Origin of the sequence: Caballeronia sp. INML2, from assembly GCF_023631365.1 — a bacterium.
Classification (GTDB): domain Bacteria; phylum Pseudomonadota; class Gammaproteobacteria; order Burkholderiales; family Burkholderiaceae; genus Caballeronia; species Caballeronia turbans.
Window position 1 is genome coordinate 60064 of sequence record NZ_JALQDH010000023.1, and the last position, 21262, is coordinate 81325.

The 21262-nt window shown below is 63.7% G+C and carries 21 protein-coding genes; 12 read left to right on the top strand and 9 right to left on the bottom strand.

Going from position 1 to position 21262, the window contains the following annotated elements:
- Positions 1–33 precede the first annotated feature (33 nt).
- Positions 34–1431, bottom strand: a complete 1398-nt coding sequence (gene cysS / locus NCT32_RS08745; protein WP_061119640.1) for a cysteine--tRNA ligase — start codon at positions 1429–1431, stop codon at positions 34–36.
- Between the two features lie 460 nt (positions 1432–1891).
- On the opposite strand from cysS, the gene NCT32_RS08750 reads away from it, so the two are divergent.
- From NCT32_RS08750 to NCT32_RS08765, 4 genes are all read left to right on the top strand, one after another.
- Positions 1892–2692: a tetratricopeptide repeat protein gene (locus NCT32_RS08750; RefSeq protein ID WP_086961305.1), complete on the top strand. Its 801-nt coding sequence runs from the start codon at positions 1892–1894 to the stop codon at positions 2690–2692.
- A gap of 51 nt (positions 2693–2743) precedes the next feature.
- Positions 2744–3325, top strand: a complete 582-nt coding sequence (locus NCT32_RS08755) for a peptidylprolyl isomerase (protein ID WP_061119641.1) — start codon at positions 2744–2746, stop codon at positions 3323–3325.
- A gap of 75 nt (positions 3326–3400) precedes the next feature.
- Positions 3401–3892, top strand: a complete 492-nt coding sequence (locus NCT32_RS08760; RefSeq protein WP_061119642.1) for a peptidylprolyl isomerase — start codon at positions 3401–3403, stop codon at positions 3890–3892.
- Between the two features lie 13 nt (positions 3893–3905).
- Positions 3906–4706 (top strand): UDP-2,3-diacylglucosamine diphosphatase, encoded by an 801-nt coding sequence (locus tag NCT32_RS08765; protein WP_061119643.1) that lies wholly within the window; start codon positions 3906–3908, stop codon positions 4704–4706.
- Positions 4707–4713: 7 nt separating this feature from the next.
- Here the strand turns inward: NCT32_RS08765 and cysE are convergent, their stop codons facing one another.
- Both cysE and NCT32_RS08775 read right to left on the bottom strand, forming a co-directional pair.
- Positions 4714–5508 carry a serine O-acetyltransferase gene (gene cysE, locus NCT32_RS08770; RefSeq protein WP_061119644.1) on the bottom strand — a complete coding sequence of 265 codons (795 nt, stop codon included), beginning with the start codon at positions 5506–5508 and terminating at the stop codon, positions 4714–4716.
- Positions 5509–5698: 190 nt separating this feature from the next.
- Entirely contained in the window at positions 5699–6469 is a 771-nt protein-coding gene (locus tag NCT32_RS08775) for an RNA methyltransferase (protein WP_061119645.1), read from the bottom strand.
- 249 nt (positions 6470–6718) lie between these two features.
- On the opposite strand from NCT32_RS08775, the gene NCT32_RS08780 reads away from it, so the two are divergent.
- The 5 genes from NCT32_RS08780 to NCT32_RS08800 all read left to right on the top strand — a co-directional run bounded on the left by NCT32_RS08780 (position 6719) and on the right by NCT32_RS08800 (position 13846).
- Entirely contained in the window at positions 6719–7522 is an 804-nt protein-coding gene (locus NCT32_RS08780; protein WP_061119646.1) for an inositol monophosphatase family protein, read from the top strand.
- 194 nt (positions 7523–7716) lie between these two features.
- Positions 7717–9015 (top strand): lysophospholipid transporter LplT, encoded by a 1299-nt coding sequence (lplT, locus tag NCT32_RS08785; protein ID WP_061119730.1) that lies wholly within the window; start codon positions 7717–7719, stop codon positions 9013–9015.
- Positions 9016–9210: 195 nt separating this feature from the next.
- Complete coding sequence (locus NCT32_RS08790) at positions 9211–9579, top strand: YqjD family protein (RefSeq protein ID WP_061119647.1); 369 nt, start codon at positions 9211–9213, stop codon at positions 9577–9579.
- Positions 9580–9819: 240 nt separating this feature from the next.
- Entirely contained in the window at positions 9820–12528 is a 2709-nt protein-coding gene (mutS, locus tag NCT32_RS08795; protein WP_061119648.1) for a DNA mismatch repair protein MutS, read from the top strand.
- On the top strand, positions 12491–13846 hold the full coding sequence (locus tag NCT32_RS08800; RefSeq protein WP_250490102.1) for a hypothetical protein: 1356 nt from the start codon (positions 12491–12493) through the stop codon (positions 13844–13846). The genes mutS and NCT32_RS08800 overlap by 38 nt, the downstream gene beginning before the upstream one ends.
- A gap of 43 nt (positions 13847–13889) precedes the next feature.
- Here NCT32_RS08800 and NCT32_RS08805 read toward each other — a convergent pair whose 3' ends face one another.
- A complete protein-coding gene (locus tag NCT32_RS08805; RefSeq protein ID WP_061119649.1) occupies positions 13890–14441 on the bottom strand; it encodes a peptidylprolyl isomerase in 552 nt (183 codons plus the stop codon).
- Positions 14442–14474: 33 nt separating this feature from the next.
- Between NCT32_RS08805 and NCT32_RS08810 the strand changes: the two genes are divergently transcribed.
- Both NCT32_RS08810 and NCT32_RS08815 read left to right on the top strand, forming a co-directional pair.
- Positions 14475–15713, top strand: a complete 1239-nt coding sequence (locus tag NCT32_RS08810; protein WP_061119650.1) for a cupin domain-containing protein — start codon at positions 14475–14477, stop codon at positions 15711–15713.
- A gap of 268 nt (positions 15714–15981) precedes the next feature.
- Positions 15982–16236 carry a hypothetical protein gene (locus NCT32_RS08815; protein WP_074168913.1) on the top strand — a complete coding sequence of 85 codons (255 nt, stop codon included), beginning with the start codon at positions 15982–15984 and terminating at the stop codon, positions 16234–16236.
- Between the two features lie 123 nt (positions 16237–16359).
- Here NCT32_RS08815 and NCT32_RS08820 read toward each other — a convergent pair whose 3' ends face one another.
- Positions 16360–17133, bottom strand: coding sequence for an MBL fold metallo-hydrolase (locus tag NCT32_RS08820; RefSeq protein WP_061119652.1), 774 nt, complete (start codon positions 17131–17133; stop codon positions 16360–16362).
- Between the two features lie 34 nt (positions 17134–17167).
- A complete protein-coding gene (gene bamC, locus NCT32_RS08825; protein ID WP_250490103.1) occupies positions 17168–18310 on the bottom strand; it encodes an outer membrane protein assembly factor BamC in 1143 nt (380 codons plus the stop codon).
- On the opposite strand from bamC, the gene NCT32_RS08830 reads away from it, so the two are divergent.
- Positions 18309–18494 (top strand): hypothetical protein, encoded by a 186-nt coding sequence (locus tag NCT32_RS08830; RefSeq protein ID WP_143756369.1) that lies wholly within the window; start codon positions 18309–18311, stop codon positions 18492–18494. The two genes, bamC and NCT32_RS08830, sit on opposite strands and share 2 nt — an antisense overlap.
- Here NCT32_RS08830 and dapA read toward each other — a convergent pair whose 3' ends face one another.
- The 3 genes from dapA to NCT32_RS08845 all read right to left on the bottom strand — a co-directional run bounded on the left by dapA (position 18495) and on the right by NCT32_RS08845 (position 21262).
- Positions 18495–19400: a 4-hydroxy-tetrahydrodipicolinate synthase gene (dapA, locus tag NCT32_RS08835; protein WP_061119654.1), complete on the bottom strand. Its 906-nt coding sequence runs from the start codon at positions 19398–19400 to the stop codon at positions 18495–18497.
- Between the two features lie 63 nt (positions 19401–19463).
- A complete protein-coding gene (locus tag NCT32_RS08840; RefSeq protein WP_061119655.1) occupies positions 19464–20060 on the bottom strand; it encodes a bifunctional 2-polyprenyl-6-hydroxyphenol methylase/3-demethylubiquinol 3-O-methyltransferase UbiG in 597 nt (198 codons plus the stop codon).
- Positions 20060–21262, bottom strand: coding sequence for a tryptophan--tRNA ligase (locus NCT32_RS08845; protein WP_061119656.1), 1203 nt, complete (start codon positions 21260–21262; stop codon positions 20060–20062). Before NCT32_RS08845 ends, NCT32_RS08840 begins: the two co-directional genes overlap by 1 nt.

The following is a 21262-nucleotide window of genomic DNA, read 5'->3' on the forward strand; positions in this document are numbered from 1 at the left end:
GGTGAGTCGATCAGAGGGTTCGAATGGTCGCGCTCACACGCGGCGCCATTCGGTCGACCCACCCGGTTTGTCTTCAAGCGCAATACCGGCTTCGAGCAATTCGGCACGAATCCGGTCTGCTTCGGCGTAGTTCTTCGCCTGCTTCGCGGCAATGCGTCCGGCGATCTTCGCTTCGATCTCCTGCGGCGAAAGTCGCGGCTCCGAACCCGTGCCGCTCGCCTGCTGCAGGAACACACGCGGCTCGCGCCCGAGTAGACCGAGCACGCCCGCGAGACCCTTGAGCTGACGAGCGAGCGCGGGCTCGCGCGTACGATTCACTTCGCTCGCGAGATCGAACAACACTGATACGGCCACCGGCGTGTTGAAGTCGTCGTTCATCGCAGACTGGAAACGCTGCGCGTTCGCCTCGTTCCAGTCAAGTTGCTGATTGTCCGGCTCGACATCCTTCAACGCCGTATATAGGCGCGTCAACGCGTTCTTCGCATCGTCGATATGCACGTCGCTGTAATTCAGCGGCGACCGGTAGTGTGCCCGCGCAATAAAGAAGCGCACCACTTCGGCATCAAATTTTTCAAGGACTTCGCGGATCGTGAAGAAGTTGCCGAGCGACTTCGACATCTTCTCGTTGTCGATCTGCACGTAGCCGTTGTGCATCCAGTAGTTCACGAACGTCTTGCCGGTCGCGCCTTCGCTCTGCGCGATTTCGTTCTCGTGATGCGGGAACTGCAGGTCCTGCCCGCCGCCGTGAATGTCGAAGTGATCGCCGAGCAGCGTGCAGCCCATCGCGGAACATTCGATGTGCCAGCCCGGACGCCCGCGGCCCCACTTCGAATCCCAGCCGGAGTCGGCGGGCTCGCCGGCCTTCGCCCGCTTCCACAGCACGAAGTCGAGCGGATCTTCCTTCGCATCGTTCGCGGCGACGCGCTCGCCCGCGCGCAGGTCTTCGATCGACTTGCCCGACAGCTTGCCGTAGTCGGCGAACTTGCGCACCGCGTAGTTCACGTCGCCGTCCTTCGCCTGATACGCGTAGCCGTTCGCCTCCAATGCATCGATCATGCCGAGCATCTGCGGGATGAAGTCGGTCGCGCGCGGCTCGATGTCCGGGCGCGCGACGCCGAGCGCGGCCGCGTCTTCATGCATCGCCGTGATGAAGCGATGCGTGAGCGACTTGATCGGCTCGTTGTTCTCGACTGCGCGGCGGATGATCTTGTCGTCGATGTCCGTGATGTTCTGCACATACGTGACCTTGTAGCCGAGCGTGCGCAGCCATCGTTGCACGATATCGAAGACCACCATCACGCGCGCATGGCCGATGTGACAATAGTCATACACCGTCATTCCGCAGACATACATGCGTACCTCGCCGGCTTTGAGCGGCGTGAAGGGTTGCTTGTCACGGGCGAGCGTGTTGTAGATGCGCAGCGAGTTCATAGAAGGCGAAGCATGGACCGGAGTCGACCGTATGCCGGGCAGCAGGCGGCGTGTTCGAAGCGCGCGGGAGCAAACGAGACCCACACGCGAGCACGAACACGACGGTCATGCGACCAGGACGGAGGCGGCCACGAGTGGCGAAAGATAGTCTGGCGTCGGCGCGGCATGCGTGCCCGGAGAACCAGGCGCAAGACACGTGCGCGGGACGTGCAGACCTTTTGTTAGAATGGGTCGGAGTATAACACCGGGACTTGAGCCTATGAAATGTCGAAGCGGCCGCGCGGCGGGCTTTGCAAGCCGCGCTCCGGGCCAGGCCGAAAGCCTTGCCGGACAGTGCGCCGCATCGGGCAAATCTGCTCGCTCTCCGATCCTCGCGATCGTTCACGCCCTCACGCGCTCGCGGTCTCTTTCGCCGCTTTCGTGGCTTCTTTCGCTGCAACCTTCATTGACTCGATTCCAAGTGACTCATCGCAAAGCGCGCACGTCTCTGCAACTCTCTTGCCGGTTCGCTTCCCGGACGCTCGGCACATTCGCCGCCCGGACGCTCGCCATCGCGACGCTCGGCTTCGCCGCATGCGTCGGCATGTCCGGGGCCGCGCTCGCGCAGACCTCGACCGCCACGCGCGACGACACGCCGCAAGTCGATTCGGCCATCGCGAACAAGGACTGGAGCGCCGCACTCACGCAACTCGATGCGCGCATCGCGGCCAATCCGCGCGACGTGCAGGCGAAGTTCAAGCGCGCAACCGTGCTCGCGCGCCTGAACCGCGACGACGAAGCCATCACCGCCTTCACCGAGCTCACGCAGGCCTATCCAGAACTGCCCGAGCCATACAACAATCTCGCCGCTCTCTACGCGAAGAAGGGCCGCTACGAAGACGCGCGCGCCGCGCTCGAAACGGCGGTCAAGGCGAACCCCGGCTATGCGCTCGCATACGACAATCTGGGCGATCTTTATCTTCGTCTCGCGAGCGAGTCGTACAAGCGCGCGCAATCGCTCGGCTCGAAGAGCCCGATCACGAGCCAGCGCATCACGGCGATCCAGAACATCTACACGCCTCCGAAGAAGCGCGCGGGCGCGGCGGAAGGCGCATCCGGCGCGGGTGCGGCAATCGCGCCGCGCACGGCCGCCGACGAATGGGCGCCTGCGTCCGACACCGGCTCGCCGGCCATGCCAGCGCCCGACGAGTATTCGCCGTTCGGCGGGCCGACCGGCCCGCTGCCGACCACGCCCTATGTCGCGCCGAAGGCGCAACCGTAAGCGCCCTTCGCGCTCGACTGTCTGCATTCACCACACGAGGATCCATCCTTCATGAAATTCCTGATGTTGGCGCTTTCGAGCGCTGCCCTGATTGCGAGCGCACCGGCGTTCGCCCAGCCGACTGCGCAGGCTGCGCACCCCACCGTGCTCTTCAAGACCACGCAAGGCGACATCAAGGTCGAGCTGTATCCCGAGAAGGCGCCGAAGACAGTCGCGAACTTTCTCGACTATGTGAAGTCCGGTCAGTACAGCGGCACGATCTTTCACCGCGTGATTCCGGGCTTCATGATCCAGGGCGGCGGCTTCAGCACGAGCTTCGCCGAGAAGCCGACGCGGGCGCCGATTCCGCTCGAAAGCAAGAACGGTCTGAAGAACGCAACGGGCACGATCGCGATGGCGCGCACGAGCGACCCGAACTCGGCCACCGCCCAGTTCTTCATCAATACGGTCGATAATGCGGGTCTCGACTATCCGAGCCCTGACGGCAACGGCTATGCCGTGTTCGGCAAGGTCGTCGCGGGCATGGACGTCGTGAAGAAGATCGAGGGCAGCCCGACCACCACGCGCGGCCCGATGCAGGACGTGCCGCAAAAGCCGACCGTGATCGAGTCGGCCACCGTGGTCTCGCAGTAATCCGAAGCGCATGTCGCTGACCTCGCGCGCAGGCCGCGTCGGGGCTCAATCAAACACATTGGAGAAAACACCATCATGGTCGAACTACATACGAACCACGGCGTCATCAAGCTGGAACTGGACGCCGAGAAGGCGCCGAAGACCGTCGAGAACTTCCTCAACTACGTGAAGAAGGGTCATTACGACAACACCGTGTTCCACCGCGTGATCGACGGCTTCATGATCCAGGGCGGCGGCTTCGAGCCGGGCATGAACCAGAAGCCGACCGATGCGCCGGTCAACAACGAAGCCAACAACGGTCTCAAGAACGACACCGGCACGATCGCGATGGCGCGCACGAACGATCCGCATTCGGCAACCGCGCAGTTCTTCATCAACGTGAAGGACAACGACTTCCTGAACCACTCGTCGCCGACGCCGCAAGGTTGGGGCTATACCGTGTTCGGCCGTGTCGTCGAAGGCATGGACGTGGTCGAGAAGATCAAAAAGGTCAAGACGGGTTCGAAGGGCTTCCACCAGGACGTGCCGGTCGACGACGTGGTGATCGAGAAGGCCGTCGTGGTCTGATCCCGGTCATTGCATGATCGATACGAAGACTTCATTCGATCGCGAAGCAGCGGGCGCAGCGAACAAAGCGCGCCCGCTGTTTTTCATTGCCGACCTGCATCTCTCGGAAGCGATTCCGAAAACGGTCGCCGCCTTCGAGCATTTCATCGAGGTCACGGCGAACGACGCGGACTCCGTTTTCATTCTCGGCGACCTGTTCGAGTTCTGGATCGGCGACGACATTCTCGACGGTCCCGCGACCGACGCGCGCGCCGACTTCGCGCGCCGCATGACGCGCCTCATGCACACGCTGTCCGAACGCGGCATCGGTCTCTATGTGATGCACGGCAATCGCGATTTCCTGCTGGGCAAGCGCTTCATGAAAGATGCGGGCGCATTGCCCCTGCCCGACCCCTTCGTGATCACCGCGTTCGGCAAGCGCATCGTGCTCGCGCACGGCGACGGTCTGTGCACGGCGGATCGCGCGTATCAGGGCTTTCGCGCGTTCGCGCGCAACAGGTTCGCGCAGCGCCTTTTTCTGGCGTTGCCGCTCGACACGCGCCTGGGAATAGGCCAGCGCATGCGCACGAAGAGCGAAGGCTCGCGCATGACCGGCATCAAGGCCAAATACGACGTGACCAGGAAGGCAGTGTCCGAACTCTTCATCAAGAGCCGCACGAATACGCTGATTCACGGCCACACACATCGTCCGGCGATGCATCGCGAAGTCGAGGGCGTGCGCTGGGTCTTGCCGGACTGGGAGCTGGACGCCAATACGCCGCGCGGCGGCTATCTCCGTCTCGACGACGAAGGCGTGCGCGCGCTGCCGCTCTAGTAGCGCCCTATCGCTCCAGCGAAGCGGCGCGCTCTTCCGCCGTCTTGCCGTCCATCGACGTACACAGACGCTTGAGATCGACGAGCGCGGCGCCATCGACGGCATTGAGCGCTTCCACGCGCGCGCCGAGCCGCTCGAGCGCCGCGACGATGTCGTCGATGCGCTGCGTCTGCGTCGACGCGTGATCGATCAGGCCGTGGATGGCGAGCGAGACCGGATCGTCCGCGTTCGGCGTGATGCCGTAAGCGCAGAAACCTTCGTGCTTCGTTTCCTTCGGCCTGGAAACCGCCGGCATCACGATGCGCGCCGGATTGCCCACCGCCGTGCCGCCCGCCGGCACCGGCTTCACGACCACCGCGTTCGAGCCGATCTTCGCATCCGCGCCGATAGTAAAGCCGCCGAGCACTTTTGCGCCCGCGCCGACGATCACGCCGCGCTCGAGCGTCGGATGGCGCTTCGCGCCGCGCGTGAGTGAGGTGCCGCCGAGCGTCACGCCCTGATAGATCGTGCAGTCGTCGCCAATTTCAGCGGTCTCGCCAATCACCACGCCCATGCCGTGATCGATGAACACGCGCCGCCCGAGCGTCGCGCCCGGATGAATCTCGATGCCCGTAAGGAAGCGCGCAAGCTGCGACACGAAGCGCGCGAGCCAGCGCCATTGCGCCCGCCAGCACGCGTTTGCTACACGATGCAGGACGATCGCGTGCAGCCCGGGATAACAGGTGACGACCTCCCACGCGCTGCGGGCGGCGGGATCGCGCTCGCGGATGGCGGCAATGTCTTCGCGAAGTCGGTCGAACATGGCGATATCTCGATTGTGGGAAGGGGGCGCGCAGACGTTCGTGCAGTGCAAGGCCTTAAGCACGGAACACGCAAAGCTTATATCGGCTGTCGCGGTTTTTTGCCGATTGTAGGGCGAGCGCGGAGAGTTCGCTCGATGCCCCCGATGGCAGCGCGGTCGCTGCTATCGGTCAGATCAGAGCACGCGCGTTCTAGTCTTTGTTCGCGTGCAGGAGGATGTGCTTTGCCATTCCGCGCAGGATATTCACCTCTTCGCGCTCCAGCCCCGCGCGCGCGAAGAGCCGCCGCACGCGCGACATCAGCTTCTTCGGATTGTCCGGATCGAGGAACTCGAGCGCGACGAGCGCCTCTTCGAGATGCGCGTACATGCCTTCGATTTCATCGCTCGACGCACTCTGCCCCGACGATTCGGCGACGGCGAGCGCACGCGCCGGCGCCTGAAACGCGAGCCGCAGCTCGTAAGCGAGCACTTGGACGGCCTGCGCGAGATTGAGCGAACTGTAGGCGGGGTTGGCAGGAATATGCGCAAGCGCGCTGCAGCGCTCGACATCCGCGTTCGACAGGCCCGTGCGCTCGTTGCCGAACACGAGCGCGATGTCGCCCTGGCGCACGAACTCATGCGCGCGCCCGGCAAGCGCGCGCGGGGGCATCTGCGGCGGACCGTATTCGCGCATGCGTGCCGTGAGCGCGACGGACCAGTGCACGCCCACGAGCGCGTCGGCGAGCGTATCGACGACGTGGGCGGACGCGAGGACGTCATCGGCGCCGGAGGCCATCGCGATGGCTTCGGGCTCGTTCTTGACGCCGGCGATGCGCGGCGCGACGAGGACCAGGCGCGCGAAGCCCATCGTCTTCAACGCGCGCGCGGCGGCGCCGACATTGCCCGGATGACTCGGCTCGACGAGGATGAAGCGCGTGGAGGTGAAGCCGCCTGCGGGCGCGGAAAGTTCGTTGGGTTCCAAGGCGCGATGTCTGCTGATGTGCGAACCCGCTATGTTAACGCGCTTTGCAGAACCGGCGAAAGCGCGCGGCCACTTTCGGGTAAAATGGCCCCTTCGCGCGCCGCGAACGGTTTTTTCATCGAGTCGAACCTTCGCGCGAACGCACCGCTCTTATTCAATTCGTCTTTCGTCGACATAGTCGTTGTCGCCAACTTTTCCGCCCGCGCGCATCCGTTCACATGAGCGCGCGGCGGTCAGAGGATTTCGCTCATGCATCCGATGCTCAACATCGCTGTCAAGGCCGCACGCCGCGCCGGACAGATCATCAATCGCGCGTCGCTCGATCTGGATCGCATCCAGGTCAGCAAGAAACAGCACAACGACTTCGTGACGGAAGTCGACAAGGCGTCCGAAGCCGCCATCATCGAGACACTGCACACTGCCTATCCCGATCACTCCATCCTCGCCGAAGAATCCGGCGAAACGGATCGCGAGTCGGAGTTCCAGTGGATCATCGATCCGCTCGACGGCACGACCAACTTCATCCACGGCTTTCCGTACTATTGCGTGTCGATCGCGCTCGCGCACAAGGGCGTCGTGCAGCAGGCGGTCATCTACGATCCGACGCGCAACGACCTCTTCACCGCATCGCGCGGCCGCGGCGCGTATCTGAACGAACGGCGCATTCGCGTCGGCAAGCTAGATCGTCTGTCGGACGCGCTCATCGGCACGGGCTTTCCGTTCCGCGACGGCCAGGGCCTCAACGGCTACATGCGCCTCTTCAGCGAAATGACGCTGTCGTGCGCGGGCCTGCGCCGTCCGGGCGCCGCCGCGCTCGACCTCGCGAACGTCGCGGCTGGGCGTCTCGACGGCTTCTTCGAGCAAGGCATCCATCCGTGGGACGTGGCCGCGGGCAGCCTGATCGTGACCGAAGCGGGCGGGCTCGTCGGCAACTACACCGGCGAATCGGATTTCCTGTTCAAGAACGAGATCGTCGCCGCCAATCCGAAGGTGTACGCGCAGATGGTCAAGATTCTCGACATGTATTCGCGCACGCGTCTGACCGGCGAATAAGCGCATCGGCGGGGCGCGCCTTGCGCCCCGTCGTTTCCCTCCTCTCGCGCCCCGGGCGCGCCGCCTGCTCTGCAACGAATGCAGGGCTCCGTTACAGTGCAAACTTTGCCCTCGTGTCCGCACGGGCGATGCGCACTTTTTCCCCGTCTGCCCCGCTCTTGCGCCGCGCGCCGCGCCACACGTCACGCCAGCTCATGAAGAAAGGCTTCTACACGATCATCGCCGCGCAGTTCGTCTCCTCGCTCGCCGACAATGCGCTCCTGATCGCCGCGATCGCGATGCTCGCCGTCGTGCATTCGGCGCCGTGGGTCACACCGCTTCTGCAAATCTTCTTCACGATTTCGTATGTGGTGCTCGCACCGTTCGTGGGCGCATTCGCCGATGCCATCCAGAAGCGCCACGTCATGTTCGTCTCGAACGCGCTCAAGGCGGCCGGCTGCGCGATGATGATCGCAGGCGTCCATCCGATGCTCGCATATGGCGTCGTCGGTCTCGGCGCGGCCGCTTATTCGCCTGCGAAGTACGGCATTCTCACCGAGCTGCTGCCGCCGCAGAAGCTGATCGCGGCGAACGCGTGGCTCGAATCCGCGACGGTCGGCTCGACGATCCTCGGCACCGTGATCGGCGGCGCGCTCGTGAGTCAGGTCGTCGCGCGCTGGGTTACGCATGCGCATTTGCCGCTCGTGAATACCGCCGCGCACGCCGCGCTTTTCGCCGTGATGGTGATCTATGCGTCGGCGGCCGTCATCAACGTGTTCATTCCCGACACCGGCGCGCGTTATCCAAACCTTTTGACGGAGCCGACGAGGCTCGTCCACGATTTTTCGCATTGCTTCAAGGTGCTGTGGAAAGACAAGCTCGGGCAGATCGCGCTGTGGGTCACGACGCTGCTCTGGGGCTCGGCCGTCACACTTCAGTTGCTCGTGCTCAAATGGGCCGACGCGAATCTGGGCCTGTCGCTCTCGAAAGCCGCCATCCTGCAGGGCGTGACAGGCCTGGGCATCGCGCTGGGGGCGGCGGCGGCGTCCGCGTGGATCATGCTGCGCCAGTCGCTCAAAGTGTTGCCCGTGGGCGTGCTCATCGGCGCGGTGGCGGTCGCGATGGCGTTCTATAACAAGGACCTGTTCCCGGCAGACTCGGGCGTGCATATCGGCCCGTGGTTCGCGCCGGCGTACATCCTGATGGCGTATCCGCTGATGATCGCGCTCGGCAGCCTGTCCGGCTTTTTCATCGTGCCCATGAACGCGATCCTGCAGCATCGCGGCGCGACGTTGCTGTCCGCCGGACATTCCATCGCGGTGCAGAACTTCAATCAGAATATCGCCGTGCTCGCGATGCTCGGCACCTACGCGCTGCTCTTGACGATCAATGTGCCGGTGCAATGGATCATCGTCGTATTCGGTCTGTTCGTGTGTCTGATGATGGCGCTCGCAATGCGCCGTCACACGCAGAACGAGCGTAATACGGATCTCATCGCGCTGGTCGAGGAATGAACCTTGCTGCAGCGTATATTCTGGGTTCATACCCCGGCGCCGCGGAGGAGGAAGAAGGGAGGGAACGCGCACGCCCGGGGCGAAGTCGTAAAGTTGTAGGCGCGCAGGGATTTCCGCACAAGACGTGACGACAGTGACGACAGGAAGGCGGACCCGGCGACATTCATTCGGCAACGTCAATAAAGGAGCATGAAAATGGGATTGTTCACACGTTCGACGCTCGACAGCAAGATCAATGGCGCAGCCGATCTCGGCCAGCGCGCGGTGCGCGGTGCGAGTGACGCGGTCGATTCGGCCAGCGGCCAGTTGCGCAGTCTGCTCGACGATCTGGAAAGCTCGATCCAGAACGCCAAGGACATCGACGCGGACAAGCTGCGCAAGGAGTTGCAATCGAAGCTCAAAATCGCGCGTTCGCAGATGAACGGCGCGGGCGGCGCCATCACCGGCAAGCTGAACGATGCCGCCGGTTACGCCGACGAATTCGTCCATGACAAGCCGTGGCACACGCTCGGCGCGGTGGCCGGCCTCGCGTTGCTCATCGGTTATCTCGCCGGGCGCGCGTGAAGCGCTGCGGCTTCGTCTGAATCTGCCGCCGGAACGGTCTCGCGATTGTTCCGGCGGCATGCGCTGTTCTCGCGATAGGCGTGAGGGCACGATGTAATTGCCCGCAGCAACAGTCCATTGGCCATCTGGCCGAATCGCCGTCTTCCCGCGACAGGTTAAACTCTTGCCCTATCGGCTGATTGGCGGCCGGTGCACGTCGCGTCCGGCCGTTTGGTCGTTCCGGCTTTCACAGCACGCAAGATGGGCAATCACACGGCATCCCCCGACACCTCCACCGACACCGCGCCGCTCGCGGATCTGTCCCAGCACACGCCGATGATGCAGCAGTATCTGCGCATCAAGGCGGAGCATCCCGGCACGCTCGTTTTCTACCGGATGGGCGATTTCTACGAGCTTTTCTTCGATGACGCCGAAAAGGCCGCGCGCCTGCTCGATCTCACGCTCACGCAGCGCGGCGCGTCGGGCGGCAATCCGATCAAAATGGCGGGCGTTCCGCATCACGCATGCGAGCAATATCTCGCGAAGCTCGTGAAGCTCGGCGAGTCGGTTGCGATTTGCGAACAGATCGGCGATCCGGCGATCTCGAAGGGGCCGGTCGAGCGCAAGGTCGTGCGCGTCGTCACGCCGGGCACGCTGACCGACGCGGCCCTGCTCTCGGACAAGAGCGACGTCTATCTGTTGGCGCTCTGCCCTGCGCACAATCGTCGCGGCGTCGTCACGAGCGTCGGTCTCGCGTGGCTCAATCTCGCGAGCGGCGCATTGCGCCTCGCGGAAGTCGCGCCGGGACAAGTCAGCACGGCGCTCGAGCGCATTCGTCCGGCCGAAACGCTCATCGCGGATTCGATCACCGACGTCCCGGCATCGCTCGGCGTGACGAATCCCGGTGCGACCACGCGCGTTCCGGCATGGCACTTCGATGTCGGGTCGGGCACGCAGCGCTTGCGCGAGCAGCTCGACGTCGCGAGCCTCGACGGCTTCGGCGCGCAAACCCTCACCTGCGCGTGCGGCGCGGCTGGCGCGCTGCTGCTCTACGCTGCGGCGACTCAAGGTCAGCAGTTGCGTCACGTGCGCAGCCTGAAGGTCGAATACGAATCGGAATACATCGGGCTCGATCCCGCCACGCGGCGCAATCTGGAACTCACGGAGACGCTGCGGGGCACCGAGTCGCCCACCCTCTTCTCGCTGCTCGACACCTGCTGCACGACGATGGGCAGCCGTCTGCTGCGCCACTGGCTGCATCATCCGCCGCGCGATGCATCGATCGCGCAGGCGCGCCAGCAAGCGATCGGCGCATTGCTCGACGCGCCCACGACCGGCGGTCTCGACACCCTGCGCGGCGCGCTGCGCAAGATCTCGGACATCGAGCGCATCACGGGCCGTCTCGCGTTGCTGTCGGCGCGGCCACGCGATCTGTCGAGCCTGCGCGATACCTTCGCCGCGCTGCCAGACCTGCGCGCGCTCGTCGCGAGCCTCGCCGCGCACACGCCGGCGCTGGAGCGCATCGCCGCCGAGCTGGAGCCGCCGCACGAGTGTCTCGATCTTCTGACGAACGCCATCGCGACCGAGCCCGCCGCATTGATTCGCGACGGCGGCGTGATCGCGCGCGGTTACGATCCGGATCTCGATGAACTGCGCGATATTTCGGAGAACTGCGATCAGTTCCTGATCGACCTCGAAGCGCGCGAGCGCACGCGCACGGGCATTGCGAATCTGCGCGTCGAATACAACAAGGTGCATGGCTTCTACATCGAAGTCACGCGCGGGCAGACCGACAAGGTTCCCGACGACTACCGCCGCCGTCAGACGCTCAAGAACGCCGAGCGCTACATCACGCCAGAATTGAAGGCTTTCGAGGACAAAGCGCTGTCCGCTCAGGAGCGCGCCCTCGCCCGAGAACGCGCGCTGTACGACGCGCTGCTGCAGACTCTGCTGCCATTCATCGGGGATTGCCAGCGCGTCGCAAGTGCGCTCGCGGAACTCGATCTCCTGTGCGCGTTTGCCGAACGCGCCCGCGCGCTCGACTGGGTCGCGCCGGAATTCACCGCCGATGCGGGCATCGATATCGAACAGGGCCGGCATCCGGTCGTCGAGGCGCAGGTCGAGCAGTTCATCGCCAACGATTGTTGCCTGAGTCAGGACCGGAAGCTCCTGCTCATCACAGGCCCGAACATGGGCGGCAAATCGACCTTCATGCGTCAGACCGCGCTGATCGCGTTGATGGCTTACGTCGGCAGTTACGTGCCCGCGAAACGCGCGCGTTTCGGCGCCCTCGACCGCATCTTCACCCGCATCGGCGCGGCCGACGATCTCGCGGGCGGCCGCTCGACTTTCATGGTCGAGATGACCGAAGCGGCGGCGATCCTCAACGACTCGAGCGCATCGAGCCTCGTGCTGATGGACGAGATCGGGCGCGGCACCTCGACCTTCGACGGCCTCGCGCTCGCGTGGGCGATCGCGCGGCATCTGCTCACGCACAACGGCTGTTACACGCTCTTCGCGACGCACTACTTCGAGCTTACGCAACTGCCCGCGGAGTTCGCCCAGGCGGCGAACGTGCATCTGTCGGCGGTCGAGCACGATCATGGCATCGTGTTCCTGCACGCGGTGAGCGAAGGTCCGGCCAATCAGAGCTACGGCCTGCAGGTCGCGCAACTCGCGGGCGTGCCAGCGGCGGTGATTCGCGCGGCGCGCAAGCATCTCGTGCATCTGGAACAGCAATCGGCCAGCCAGCCCGCTGCACAGTTCGATCTGTTCGCGAGCCAGCCGTATACGCCGTATGGAGACGACGATCCGCCCCACGAAGAGCTGGAGAAGACCGAAGCGCCGGAACATCCGGTGATGGACAAGCTGCGCGCGCTCGATCCGAACGATCTGCGCCCGCGCGAAGCGCTCGATCTGCTCTACGAACTGCATGAACTGGCGAATCGTCCGCCGGATGCATCGCGTTGAGCGTGGCGCTCCGCGCGTCGAGCGCAACGCCGCGGCGCGCCTGACAAGCGCCGTGACGATCGCGGTCGCGCTCGCATGCGGCGCGATCGCGCATGCGCACGCCGAGGGGAACGCGCCGCTCGGCTTCGCCGTGATTTCCGACGCCCTCACCCGCCCCGCCGACGAAGCACCCGTGCGCCGCATGCTCGATGCGATCGGGCGCGACGGCAGCATCGCGTTCATCGTCTACGACGGCAACTTCAAGGGCAGCACCGAGCCGTGTCGCGACAGCATCTATCAGTCGCGGCACGACCTGCTGGACGCGTCGCGCACGCCAGTCGTGCTATTGCTCGGCCAGCACGACTGGGCCGATTGCGGCCTCGCGCATGCGGGCGCTTACGACCCGGTCGAACGGCTCGATTTCGTGCGTCAGCTCTTCTTCACGGATGCCAGTTCGCTTGGACAAAGTCCGCTCACACTGTCGCGCGAGAGCGACCTCGCGCGCTTTCGCACGTTCCGCGAAATCGTGCGCTGGCAGGCGCAAGGCATCGCGTTCATCGGGCTGAATGTGCCGAGCCCGAACAATCACTATCTGACCGCGGGGGGACGCAACGGCGAGTTCGAAGACCGCGCCGTCGCGACGAGCTTCTGGCTGGAACATGCGGCGGAATCGGCGCGACGCTCCGAGATGCGCGCGCTCGTGATCGTGCTTCAGGCCGATCCTGACTTCTCTCGCTACGAGCGGCGCGAACGCTTTGCATGGCTGCACTTCTCGCGCTCGAACCAGCCGCGCGATGGCTTCCTCGAACTGAAGCGCAGTCTCGTGAAGGCGGCCGAAAGTTTTCGCGGACCGGTCATCGTGATCCACGGCACCGATGCGCCGGAGCCGAACGGCTTTCATATCGACCAGCCATTGCGCAACGACAAGGGCTTGATCGTCACGAATCTCACGCGCGTCGCGCTCGCGTTCAGAAAGCCGCAATCGCAATGGCTCGAAGTGCAAAGCGATGCGCAATGGCATCCGCCGTTTCGACTGCGCGTGCGCGATGTGAAGGAGACCCGTACGCGAGAATCGAACGCGCCGCCGCCCGGAGCGCCCGCGCAGCCGAGCGAGCCTTATGCACCTTATCCGGCGCCCTATCCCGCACCGCAACCCGCGTTGCCGGAATCGGCGCCGCCTGCGCTGCCGCGCAACGATCTGCCGGAGTCGCTGCCCCCGCCGCCTTCGATGCCGCTACCTGCGTCCGGTCTGCCGCCGATCCTGACGCCGCCGCAGTCCTTGCCGCCGATCTATCCGGTACCTGCATCGGGCGTGCAAAACGGCGCGAGCGGACAATAAAAAAGCGCAGCCGAAGCTGCGCTTTCCTGAGCGGTCGACGCGCTCAATGCAGCGTCGGACCTGCATCCTTGCGCGGCTCGCCGTCATCGTCGTCTTCATCTTCGTCGATGACGTGCAGGCCGTCCGCGCCATGCGCGTGCTGATGCTGAATCTCGTCATCCGTCGCCGTGCGTACTTCCTGCACCGACAACGAGAAACGCAGCGCCATGCCCGCGAGCGGATGATTGCCGTCGAGCACGACTTTGTCTTCGGCGACGTCGGTCACGGTGTAGATCAGCGAGTCGACGTCGTCATCGCCGTCTTCGGGCGTGCCCTCGAACTGCATGCCCACTTCCAGCGGCTCGGGAAAACGGCTGCGCTCTTCGACCTTCACGAGTTCCGGATCGTACTCGCCGAACGCATCCTGCGGTTCGAGCTGAATGAGCGTTTCATAGCCCGCCTCGTGACCGTCGAGCGCTTCCTCGATCTTGGGGAACGTGCCATCATAGCCGCCGTGCAGATAGACCATCGGCTCGTCGCTCTCCTCGATCAGATTGCCTTGCGCATCCGATAGCTTGTAAGCGACCGAAACGACAGTGTCTTTCGCAATTTTCATTGGATCCTCCAAGATACAAGCCTCGATTATACGATGCCCAAGCGGCCCCAAGACGCAACACCATCCCCGGTTTCCGGCCTTCCCGCGCATGCTCGCGCGCCTTTGCCAGACGAACTCACACCCCTGTTGGGCAACCGTACGCCGCGACAGTTCATGCGGCGTTACTGGCAGAAAAAGCCCCTTCTGATCCGGCAGGCCATTCCCGATATTACGGCGCCGCTCGCACGCGACGAGCTGTTCGAGCTCGCAGATCTCGACGACGTCGAGTCGCGTCTCATCACACATTTTCGCAACACCTGGAATCTGGAGCACGGCCCGTTCGCGCCCGACGAATTGCCCCCGGTGAAGAAACGCGAGTGGACGCTGCTCGTGCAGGGCGTGAATCTGCACGACGATCGCGCGCACGCGTTGATGAACCGGTTCCGTTTCATTCCGGACGCGCGTCTCGACGACATGATGATCTCGTATGCGACCGATGGCGGCGGTGTCGGACCGCACTTCGACTCCTATGATGTCTTTCTGCTCCAGGTGCATGGCAAGCGGCGCTGGCGCATCGGGGCGCAGCGCGACCTTTCGCTAATACCCGGACTGCCGTTGAAAGTTTTACAGCACTTCGAGCCCGAGGAGGAATGGGTGCTGGAGCCCGGCGACATGCTCTATCTGCCGCCGCATATCGCGCACGACGGCATCGCGGAAGGCGAATGCATGACCGCGTCGATCGGCTTTCGCGCGCCCTCCACGCACGAACTCACGGCGCAGTTTCTCTATCACCTCGCCGAGCGCATGGGCGACGCCTCGGATGGCCCTAAAGGGAACGCGCGCTATCGCGATCCGGCGCAGGAGCCCGTGTCGAGTCCGGCGGCGCTGCCCGCCCTGCTCGTCGACCGTGTTGGCGCGATCCTTGCGAACGTCAACTGGAACGAAAAGGACATCGCGGCGTTTTTAGGCACGTATTTGAGCGAGCCGAAAGCGAATGTCGTATTCGACCCGCCCGAGCGCGCGTTGAATGAGCAAAAATTTGTGGAAAGAGCCAAAAAGACGGGCGTCAGGCTGGATAGAAAGACTATTTTGCTCTATGACGCGCGGTCATTTTTCGTAAATGGTGAAGCCGCAATGTTGTCGTCCAGGCTTAAAAAGTGGCTCCCCGAATTGGCCGATGCTCGCTGTCTGGAAGCGAAACGCTTTGTAACACTTACAGACGAATCGTCAATGACAGCGCTGCTGCACGAATGGTATTGTGCGGGCTGGCTCCGGATGGGTGCTTTGCCTTGACAGGCTTGCCTTCACGAGACTTCCTGATACGCTGCGGATGCTAGAATTTTGCTGTTCCGCAATATGAAAGTTTGTATGAGAAAGACAACGTATCGTCCCCTGATTTATCGACGGTCGTTACGAAAGTGCCTATAATTTCCGGCCAAGCCGTAGGAAGTCTCACACAAAAAAGAATTGTGAGTCTCCACAGCGGCCCAGGTCGGTGTTGGAGCACACATTACCGGTACTTTGCGCTGTTGCTTACCTTTAACCATAAAAGGACGTGATCATGAAGAAATCCCTCCTCGTAGCATCCCTGTTGGCTGCTGTTGCTCTGGCTGCATGCAACAAGTCTAGCGAAACGGCTGCTCCGAGCGCTGCAAGCGATACGTCGGCTGCTTCGGCTCCGGCTGCTGCTGCTTCGGACGCAAACGCTGCTGCATCGAGCGCTTCGGCCGCTGCAAGCGACGCAGCTTCGGCTGCTGGCGCAGCTTCGGACGCTGCCGCTTCGGCTGCCGCTCCGGCATCGGGCGCAAGCCAGTAAGGCGGTTGGCGCACGCCGCAGGCCGCTCGATGCGGTCCTGCAAACAAAAAAACCGGCTCTTGGGCCGGTTTTTTTGTATCTGCATTCTGCGCCGATGCGCGCGCAGCGCGTCGCGTTATTTATCTAGAGCGTGAGCCAGTCGAAACCTTCCGCCTGGGTCGCGACGACGATATCGACCGCAGACGCGCCCAGCACGGCCGCAAGCGCAGCTTGCGCAAGATGCGGCAGATTATTTTGCTGGCTAAGGTGAGCGGCCACGAGATGACGCAGCCTGGAACGGTCGAGCGATGCGAGAATGGCCGCCGCCGCTTCATTGTTCAGGTGCCCGTGCGTTCCGCCGATGCGCGCCTTCAGCGAAGGCGGATAGCGGCTCGCGGCGAGCATCTCGACATCGTGATTCGATTCGAGCACGAGCGCGTCACAGCCGCTCAGCACGTTCGTGATATGCGGCGTGGAGACGCCGACATCCGTCAGCACGCCGAGACGGCAAGCGCCGTCGGAGAAGACATATTGCAGCGGCTCGCGGGCATCGTGAGGCACGGTGTACGGCATCACGTTCAGATCGCCGATCGCGACGCTTTCATCGCCCCAGAGCACGTTCAATTCGACGTTGGCTTCGTCGGCGCCGATCGCGCGCGCCGTGCCCCAGCTCATGTGCAGCGGAATGGACCACCGGCGCGCGAGCGTCAACGCGCTGCCGATATGATCCGTGTGCTCGTGCGTGATGACGATGGCGTCCAGATCCTCGGCGCGGCAGTTCAGGCGCGCGAGGCGGCGCTCGACTTCCTTGCCGGAGAATCCGCAATCGAGCAGCACGCGCGTCGTGGTCGCGCCGCTCGACGCCTCGACGAGCAATGCATTGCCCTCGCTGCCGCTGCCGAGACTGGCGAATCTCACAATGAACTCATCATCGACTGACTAACGCGTTCGTCTAGTTCAACTGAGCATGCAGCAACGACACGATACGCTGCGCATCGGACGAGGTGTCCGGCTGGCCATTCGCATCGACGACACCGACTTGCGTGACCGACTCTGCCTTCGGCCTCACGTTGACGAGGAACTGTCGCGTCGGCTTTGGCGTGTTGCCCGAAAAGAACTTGCCGAAGAGACCGTCCTTCTTCAGCTCCGCCATGGAGTCCGAAAAATGGACGTAGTAGATGCCCTTGTCGCGATCGCGATTGTCGACCGTGAAGTTCGTGCGATCGAGCGCGAGGCCCACGCGCAGCCATGCGCGATCGAACGGCTCGGCGAGGTCGAGCGTGGAACCGCCCGCGCTTTGATCCACGGCCACCTTCGCCCCCGACGGACGCGCCTGTGCCATCAGCTTTTGCGACTGCGCTTCGGTCAGGCCGAATTTCTGCATCAGCTTCGTGAGCACCGCGGCTTCGAGCGCCGGATTGCGCGGACGCGCCTCCCAGCGCGATGAGGTCTTGTCCTGGCCCGTCAGCACTTCTTCCATCGCGCTGTGCGTGATGGAGATATCCGTCGAGCCGTCGGACGCGCGGTCGACTTGTGTGCGGAACATGTCGCGCGTCCCGGACGAGTACGCGAAATCGAGCAGCTTGCCCACGCTGTTTCTGAACCAGTCGTTCGGAATGTTCGCGCGGTTCTCCGCCCAGTCGGTCGCCATGATGCCGGTCTGCGGCGCATCGGTCTTGAGCGTGAAGCCGTTCTCTTCCCAGAACTCCTTCAGCGGTCCCCAGATCTGATCGGGCGAGCGGCCATCGACGACGAGCCAGCGGCGATCGCCGTCGCTCTCGATGTGCATGCCGAACGGATCCTGCGCGTTCGGCACGCCGAGCGTCGGGTTGCCGGCCGGCGTGACCGAACGCTCGGCGGCGCCGCCGAGCGAGTTGATCTTCGGCGGCGCGGCATAGCGCTGGCTGATGTCGGCCGTGGTCAGGTCGGACGGAACCGTGAGCGACGGCGCGGTTTCGGCAGCCTTGTAGTTGACGCGATCCGGCGCGAGCCAGTCGTTGAGCGTGTCGCAACCCGCAAGCGAGAAGAGCGCGCCGGCGCCGAGCGACAGCACGCTCACACGTTTGGCATGAGTAAGAAGAGCGGAAAATTTCATGAGGTCCTTCTTTGCTGCTGATGACGCATTGCCTCGCGCCGAACCCGGTCTAGCCGAGCGGCTCAGCGAAGCCAATGTCGAGGCCAATGAGCGGCGGTTGATGACTGAAGGTGTGGTTCATTTCGATCACCTGCGGCGGCGCGGCCTTTCGATTCTTTGTGACTTGGCGCGCCGCCACGTGTGATCAGGCAAGAAGCCCGGCGTCGCGCAACGCGTCACGCACCACGTCGTGATAACGCGCGTCGAGCGGCGTGAGCGGCAGACGGATGCCGCCTTCCATACGGCCGAGCGCTTGCAGCGCCCACTTGGCCGGAATCGGATTCGATTCGCAGAAGAGTTGCTTGTGCAGCGACAGCAGCTTCAGATGGATGCGGCGCGCGGTGATCGCATCGCCTTCGATCGCGGCGCGGCAGAGCTGGCTCATTTCCTTCGGCGCGACATTGGCCGTCACCGAGATATTGCCGTGGCCGCCCAGAAGCATCAGCGCGATGGCCGTGGGATCGTCGCCGCTGAAAATCGAGAAGTTCGCCGGCGCGTGCTTGATCAGATGCGCCGCGCGATCGATATTGCCCGTCGCTTCCTTCACGCCGATGATGCCCGGCACTTCGGCGAGGCGCAGGATCGTCTCGTTGCTCATGTCGGCAACGGTGCGGCCCGGCACGTTGTAGAGGAGCACCGGCAGATCGACCGCTTCCGCGATGGTGCGGAAATGGCGGTACATGCCTTCCTGCGTCGGCTTGTTGTAATACGGCACGACTTGCAGCGTGGCGTCGGCGCCGACTTTCTTCGCGTGCTTCGAGAGTTCGATGGCCTCGGCCGTCGAATTGCCGCCCGCGCCCGCGATGATCGGGAAACGCTTCGCCGTGTGCTCGACGGCCGTCTGGATCATCAGAATGTGCTCTTCGACCGACAAGGTGGCCGATTCGCCGCTGGTGCCGACCACGACGAGACCGTTCGAGCCTTGCTCGACGTGCCAGTCGATCAGTTTTCGAAACGCCGGCAGATCAAGACTACCGTCCTCGTGCATCGGTGTGACGATGGCAGGGATGCTGCCGCGGATCTGGATGCCGCCGTGTGTTCCGTTTGTCATGAAACTCTATGAATTTAATCGTGAATTTAATCGCAAAAAGCGATATTACGCGATTGTAGCGGATTAGCCGCCGAGCGCGTAACGCGGCGGACCCGAGGGTGTGTTACCAATCGTGAGCGCGTTTTCCGCCCACCCTTTCGCTGACTGCGCTTCACGAACCGCGCAAATTCGCTGCACATAGGCAGGACGCGGGACGTCGGTGAATCCGTCCTCGTAGGCGATCACGCGCAGACGCCCTCTCACTACTTCGAGCAATTCGCCGGGTTCGAGCAGAAACGCGGGATTCGACGGCTTGCCGATACTGCCATTGCCGGCCGCGAAGGTCTCGTAGATCAGCACGCCGCCGGGTGCGAGCGCATCGATGAAGTGCCCGAACAGCGGGCGATGCAGGTAATTCGTGACCACGATTGCGTCAAACGTTCGGTCGTCCGGCAGCGGCCAGCGCGCATTTTCGATGTCGGCCGTAAGCGTCTCGATGCGCGGTATGGCGGACATCGAAACGAGCGCGTCGGCATCGCGGTCGATGGCCAGAACCGAAAAGCCGCGCGCCGCGAACCAGCGCGTGTGTCGGCCGCTGCCCGCAGCGACGTCGAGCACAACGCCGGCGGGCGCGACGAGATGCGCCCAGCGCACGACCCACGGACTCGGCACGCCTTCCATCAGCTGTAGGACAGGCCCATCGCCTCGCGCACGTCGCGCATCGTCTCCGTGGCGAACTTGCGCGCCTTGTCGCAGCCGTCCGCGACGATCGCGCGCAACAGCGACGGGTCGTCCATGTACTTTTGCGCGCGCTCGAGCATCGGCTGCTGCTCGCGCAGAATGCCTTCGATCACCGGCTGCTTGCATTCCAGGCAGCCAATGCCTGCGCTACGGCAGCCCTTCTGCACCCATTCGTGCGTCTTTTCGTCCGTATAGACCTGATGCAGCTGCCACACCGGGCACTTGTCGGGATCGCCCGGATCGGTGCGCCGCACGCGCGCCGGGTCGGTCGGCATCCTGCGGACCTTCTGCTCGATGGTCGCGGCATCCTCGCGCAAACCGATGGTATTGCCATAGGATTTCGACATCTTCTGCCCGTCGAGCCCCGGCATGCGGGACGCTTCGGTCAGCAGCACCTGCGGCTCGACGAGAATGATCTTGCGCGAACCTTCCAGATAACCGAACAGCCGCTCGCGGTCGCTCATCGACAGACTCTGCGATTCCTGCAGCATCGCGCGCGCTTGCTCGAGCGCTTCGTCGTCGCCTTCCTGCTGATACGCGACGCGCAACTCGTGATAGAGCTTCGCGCGCTTGCCGCCGAGCTTCTTCGCGGCTTCCATCGCCTTTTCCTCGAAGCCCGGCTCGCGGCCGTACAGGTAGTTGAAGCGGCGCGCGATCTCGCGCGTCATCTCGACGTGCGGCACCTGATCCTCACCGACCGGGACGAGCGACGCGCGATACAGGAGGATGTCCGCCGCCATCAGCACCGGATAGCCGAGGAAGCCGTAGGTCGAAAGATCCTTCTCGCGCAGCTTCTCGATCTGCTCCTTATAGGTCGGCACGCGTTCGAGCCAGCCGAGCGGCGTGCCCATGCCGAGCAGCAGCGACAGTTCGGCATGCTCGGGCACACGGCTCTGGATGAAAAGCGTCGCCTGCGCCGGATCGATGCCTGATGCCAGCCAGTCGATGAGCACCTCCCACACGTTTTTCTCGATGACCTCGGGCGTCTCGTAGTGCGTCGTGAGCGCGTGCCAGTCGACCACCGCGAAGAAGCACGGGTACTCGGACTGCAGCCGCACCCAGTTTTTCAGCACGCCGTGATAGTGGCCGAGGTGCAGCGACCCGGTGGGCCGCATGCCGGAGAAGATACGGTCTGGGAACAT